Below are 5123 nucleotides of genomic sequence, written 5' to 3' on the forward strand. Positions count from 1 at the left end.
GTCGCCGCCCCCGCGGTCGCCGCCGTCGTTCCGCGCGTCGCCGTCCTGTCCCGCGGCCTCCTTCTGCGCGGTCTTCTCCGCCTCCTTCGCCGCCTTCGCGGCCTCGGCGAGCTGCCGCTTGGCCGCCGTGGCGTAGATGTCCACGTACTCCTGGCCCGACAGCTTCAAGATGGCGTACATGACCTCGTCGGTGACGGCACGCTGGATGAACCGGTCGTTGTCCATGCCCTGATACCGGCTGAAGTCCAGCGGGGCGCCGATCCGGATGCCGGGGCGCATGAGCTTGGGAAGGGACGTGCCGGGCGGCTGGATCTTCTCGGTGTCGATCATCGCGACGGGGATCACGGGCGCGCCCGAGCGCAGCGCGACCCGCGCCAGGCCGCCGGGCTTGCCGCGGTAGAGGCGGCCGTCGGGCGAGCGGGTGCCCTCGGGGTAGATGCCGAACAGCTCGCCGCGCTCCAGGACTTCGAGCCCGCTTCTGATGGCGGCCTCTCCCGCGCCGCGCACCCCGGAACGGTCGACCGGCAGCTGGCCGACGCCCTTGAAGAAGGCGGCGGTCAGCTTGCCCTTGAGCCCTGGCGAGGTGAAGTACTCGGCCTTCGCGATGAAGGTGACCTTGCGGTCGAGAACGGCGGGCAGGAAGAAGGAGTCGGAGAAGGACAGGTGGTTGCTCGCCAGGATGGCGGGCCCCTCGGCCGGCACGTTCTCCAGACCCTCGACCCACGGCCGGAACGTGAGCTTCAGCGCGCTGCCCACCGACAGCTTCATCGCCCCGTAGAACACCGCGACCTCCTTCGTGGGACGCCTCGACCCTATCCCGCCGCCGCTCGGGCACGCTCGCTCACCTCGCCTGCCCCGCCCCTGGCCGGGTGCGCCCGCGCCACCGCCCGTGTCCGTGCCCGGGCACGGGCGGGGCGTGGGAGGCCGCGGACACTGCCGCGGTCTCCGGCGACGAATTAGGGTGGCACCACGCCTTCCCGCTGAGCCCTTGGAGGCCCACCGTGCCGCCCATCCTCCCCGGAGCCGAGCCGTACCGCCGCGACGGCTCAGCGACCGGCGTACTGCTCTGCCACGGCTTCACCGGGTCACCGCAGTCCCTGCGGCCCTGGGCCGAGGACCTGGCGCAGCACGGCCTGACGGTCTCCCTGCCACTGCTGCCAGGACACGGCACGCGCTGGGAGGACATGGCGATGACCGGCTGGGAGGACTGGTACGCCACCGTCGACCGCGAGTTGCGGCTGCTGCGTGAGAAGTGCGAGACGGTGTTCGTCTGCGGCCTGTCCATGGGCGGCGCCCTCGCGCTGCGGCTGGCCGCGCTGCACGGGGAGGCGGTGCGCGGCCTCGTCGTCGTCAACCCGTCGGTGACCTTCCCCCGGCTGCAGGGGTACGCCGTGCCGGCCGGACGGTTCCTCGTCAGGTCCGTGCCCGGCATCACCGACGACATCGCCAAGGGCGGCCGGCACGAACTCGGCTACGCCCGGGTACCGACGCGGGCCGCTTACTCCCTGCGCGCGTTCCACCGCGTCGTGCGGCGGGACCTGCCCGAGGTGACGCAGCCGCTGCTGCTCCTGCACAGCCGCACCGACCACGTGGTGCCGCCCTCCGACTCGGCGCTCGTCCTCGGCCGCGTCTCCTCCACCGACGTGACCGAGACGGTGCTGGAGCACAGCTTCCACGTCGCCACGCTCGACCACGACGCGACACGGATCTTCGCCGACACGCGCGGGTTCGTCGACCGGCTCACCGCGGGGACACCGGCCGCCGCGGCGCAGGGAGCGGGGGCACGTGACGGGGCGTGACCCGGAGGAGGGCGAGCCCCGCGAGGACGGTTCGCCCCTCCCTCCCGAGGAAGAGGCCGCGTGGGCGGCGATCGTCGCCGCGTACGGGGAGGAACCCGCGGACCCGGAACCCGACCCGCGGCCGGGCCGCGACGCGGACCCGCCCGCCGGCCCGGGCGGCGGCGAGAGCGACACCCTCGCCACCTCACGGCCCGCGCCGGACAAGGAGCCGCCGGATCCGGCGGAGCCGCCGGGGCCGCAGGTGCGCAGCTTCACCGTCTACGCCGCGGGGACCGGACCGGCCGGGCCCCGCGACTGGGAGACGGCCGAGGAGGGCGAGGGCCACTTCGAGCCGCCCGAGCCGCCGCCGCTGCCCGAGACGGACGTGGCGACGAAGTTCGCGTGGCTGGCCGCCGTCGGCGGGCCGCTGCTGCTGCTCGGCGCGATCCTGCTCCAGGCCGACCTCACGTGGTGGATCGTGACGCTCGGCGTCGGCGGTTTCCTGGGCGGCTTCGCCACCTTGCTGACCCGGCTGCGCGACGGCCGCGATGACGACGACTGGGACGATCCGGGCCGCGGCGCCGTGGTGTGAGAGGACGCCCTCGCCTCCCGACGGCCGCCCCGGCTGACGGGCTCCGCCCGGGAGGCGGGCCGAGCGTTTCAGTTCCGCGGACGTACCCGCAGTGCGGCCAGCACCGGAAGGTGGTCGGTGGCGGCCACCAGGTCACCCGCTGCCACACCGGTCAGCCCGCGGGGCACGCCCGCACCGAGGATCTCGACGCCCTCGCTGGCGAACACGGCATCGATGCGCTGGACCGGCTCGCGGGGCGTCGAGGTGTACTCGGCACCCCACGGCGCCGCCTCCCACGCGTCCCGCAGCCCCACCCCCTCGGCAGGGCCCTGGCCGAGCAGTCGGAAGGTACGGCCGCCCGCCCGCTCGTTGACGTCGCCCGCGGCGACGACGCCCCCGGTGCCCTCGCCGAGCACGGCGGCCCGCTCCAGCAGCGCGCGGGCCTGCCGCCGCCGCTCGGCCGCCTGGAGGCTGAGGTGGAAGCTGACGACGCCGAGCCGGACCGGGGGCACCTCCCCGCGGGAGCCGGGCGCGGGCCCGAAGCGGAGCCGAGCGGTGGCCAGGCCCCGCTGGTGCAGCCCCGGGGTGTGGGGCAGCAGCACGTCCTCGGTGTGTTCGACGTGGGCCCGCAGCGAGGCGAGGATCATGGGGCCCGCGGCCGTSGCACCGCCCGTGACGTACGTCAGGCCGGTGCGACGTGCCAGCCGGGCGGCGTGCTTGCGCCAGCGGAAGAAGCGCGGGGCTTCCTGGACGCAGACGACGTCGGGCGCGCAGGCGTTCACGACCCGGACGAGCGCCTCGACGTCGTCCCGCAGGGAACGGACGTTGTAGCTGAGCAGCCGGACGACGGCCGTGCCGTCCGGCTCGGTCCGCGACGGCGGCAGCTCGGCCGGTCGCACGGGCGCGTCCGCGCCGCGCCTTACCTCCCCCATCGCGTCCCCTGCTCCGCTCAGCCCTGGCGAGCCAGGTCCGCGACGCCGACGAGGCCCGCCTTGTTGCCCAGTTGGGCGGCCAGCACCTCGGCGTGCGGGCGCCAGCGGCTGCCGACCAGCCAGCGGCGGTAGGACTTGCGGATCGGGTCGAGGACCAGCTCGCCCTCGTCGGAGACGCCGCCGCCGACGATGAAGGCGCCGGGGTCGAAGAGGGAGGCGAGGTCGGCGAGGCCCGCGCCCGCCCAGCGGGCGAGCTCGCGGAAGGAGTCGACGGCCACCGGGTCGCCCCGGCGGGCCGCTTCGCTGATGTGCCGGCCCTGGATGCCCTCGGTGGTGCCGTCACCGAGGCTCAGCAGGGTCTCGGCGCGCTCGGGGGTAGCGGTGGCGCGCTGCTGGGCGTAGCGCAGCAGCGCGCGCCCGGAGGCGTACTGCTCCCAGCAGCCCTGGTTGCCGCAGCCGCACAGCAGGCCGTCGGGGACCATCCGGATGTGGCCGAACTCGCCGGCCACGCCGTACCGGCCGCGGTGGAGCCTGCCGCCGATGATGGTGCCGCCGCCCAGGCCCGTGCCGATGGTGATGCAGACGACGTCCTCGTGTCCTGTGCCGACGCCGAACTTGTACTCCCCCCACGCCGCGGCGTTGGCGTCGTTCTCGATCACGACGGGAAGGTCGATGCGCTGTTCGACCTTGTCCTTGAGCGGCTCGTGCCGCCAGCTGAGGTTGGGGGTGAACAGCACGGTGGCGCGCTTGTCGTCCACGTATCCGGGGGCGCCGATGCCGACGGCCTCCACCTGGTACTCCGCGCTGGCCTGGCGTACGGCGTCCGCGATGGCGTCGATCACGGCTTCCGGGGTGTCGGGCGTGGGCACCTTGCTGGTTTCGAGGATCGTGCCTTCCTCGTCGACAACGCCGGCCGCGATCTTCGTGCCGCCGATGTCGACCCCGATTGTGAGTCCCATGTGTCCCTCGGTCGTCCGGTCTGAGCCCCGCCGCCGTAAACCGTACCGGAGGGCCCCGACACGCAGGGCACCGTCACACCGGCAGGGCTGTGGCGGGTTCAGCCGTCGCCGGGCTGCCCCGAGCCCCCGGACTCCGTGCCGTCGGCCTCGTCCCGGGCCCGGCTGCCACCCCGGCCCCGGCTGCCGTCCCGGCCGTCGTCGGAGGCGCCGCCGTCGTCGGAGGCGCCGTCCTTGTCGAGGGGGATGCGCTGCTCGTCGACGGTACGGCCGTCCAGGTCGGCGGCGCGCGAGAGGTCGGCCGCCTCCTCCACGTCGATCCGGTCGACGCGCTCCGTGCCGGCCGCCGCGTCGGCAGCGTTCGCGTCCCTGGGCGTGCTCCAGCGGCGCTCCGACTCCTCGACGACCGAGCGGTAGGCGGCCAGCAGTTCGCCGCCTGCGGCGGTGAGGTGGTCGAAGAACTTCGGATTGCGTTCGACGACCGGCTCCAGCGTCGATTTGGCCTGCGCGAACAGCTGCCGTGCCACGCCCTGTGCCGCGGCGGAACCGGCGGCGCCGACGAAGGGCTTGCCGATCTCGGCGACCTTCTCGGTCACCGCGTCGGCCAGCCGGCGCAGTTCCTCGGCGGCGCTGGTGGGCGGCGGCCCGTACTGGGCGCGGCGGCGGGCCTTCTCGGCGGCCAGGTCCTCCTCGCACGCGGTCGCCCAGGCGTCGGGGTCCGGGGCGTCGCGGCGCTCGGCGTCATCGCTCATGGCGGGCTCCTACGGGCGAAGGGGTCGCTGGGCTGGTGCAGGTTCGACGGTACCCGAACGGAGGACCCGATCCGAGGCTGAGCCCTCGACCCGGAGCGGGGCCGGGGCTGGGGCTGGGCAGGGCAGGGCAGGGC

6 protein-coding genes are annotated in these 5123 nt (G+C 74.7%); 2 read left to right on the top strand and 4 right to left on the bottom strand.

The genetic code is table 11. The features are described 5' to 3' along the window. On the bottom strand, positions 1–783 hold a 783-nt coding region (locus tag AB8Z75_RS31970; RefSeq protein ID WP_369208156.1), incomplete at its 3' end, for a lysophospholipid acyltransferase family protein. Positions 784–1001: 218 nt separating this feature from the next. On the opposite strand from AB8Z75_RS31970, the gene AB8Z75_RS31975 reads away from it, so the two are divergent. Together AB8Z75_RS31975 and AB8Z75_RS31980 are read left to right on the top strand one after the other, a co-directional pair. After that, positions 1002–1799, top strand: coding sequence for an alpha/beta hydrolase (locus AB8Z75_RS31975; RefSeq protein WP_369208158.1), 798 nt, complete (start codon positions 1002–1004; stop codon positions 1797–1799). Continuing rightward, positions 1786–2370, top strand: coding sequence for a hypothetical protein (locus AB8Z75_RS31980; RefSeq protein ID WP_369208159.1), 585 nt, complete (start codon positions 1786–1788; stop codon positions 2368–2370). The genes AB8Z75_RS31975 and AB8Z75_RS31980 overlap by 14 nt, the downstream gene beginning before the upstream one ends. Positions 2371–2438: 68 nt before the next feature. Here AB8Z75_RS31980 and AB8Z75_RS31985 read toward each other — a convergent pair whose 3' ends face one another. The 3 genes from AB8Z75_RS31985 to AB8Z75_RS31995 all read right to left on the bottom strand — a co-directional run bounded on the left by AB8Z75_RS31985 (position 2439) and on the right by AB8Z75_RS31995 (position 4989). Further along, a complete protein-coding gene (locus AB8Z75_RS31985) occupies positions 2439–3281 on the bottom strand; it encodes an endonuclease/exonuclease/phosphatase family protein (RefSeq protein ID WP_369208161.1) in 843 nt (280 codons plus the stop codon). Between the two features lie 17 nt (positions 3282–3298). After that, the gene (locus AB8Z75_RS31990) at positions 3299–4240 is read right to left on the bottom strand and encodes an ROK family glucokinase (protein WP_369208163.1); all 942 of its coding nucleotides are present in this window, start codon (positions 4238–4240) and stop codon (positions 3299–3301) included. Positions 4241–4338: 98 nt separating this feature from the next. Beyond that, positions 4339–4989: a DUF5304 domain-containing protein gene (locus AB8Z75_RS31995; protein ID WP_369208165.1), complete on the bottom strand. Its 651-nt coding sequence runs from the start codon at positions 4987–4989 to the stop codon at positions 4339–4341. Positions 4990–5123: the final 134 nt, after the last annotated feature.

It is taken from the genome of Streptomyces sp. PU-14G, from assembly GCF_041028275.1.
Taxonomy (GTDB): domain Bacteria; phylum Actinomycetota; class Actinomycetes; order Streptomycetales; family Streptomycetaceae; genus Streptomyces.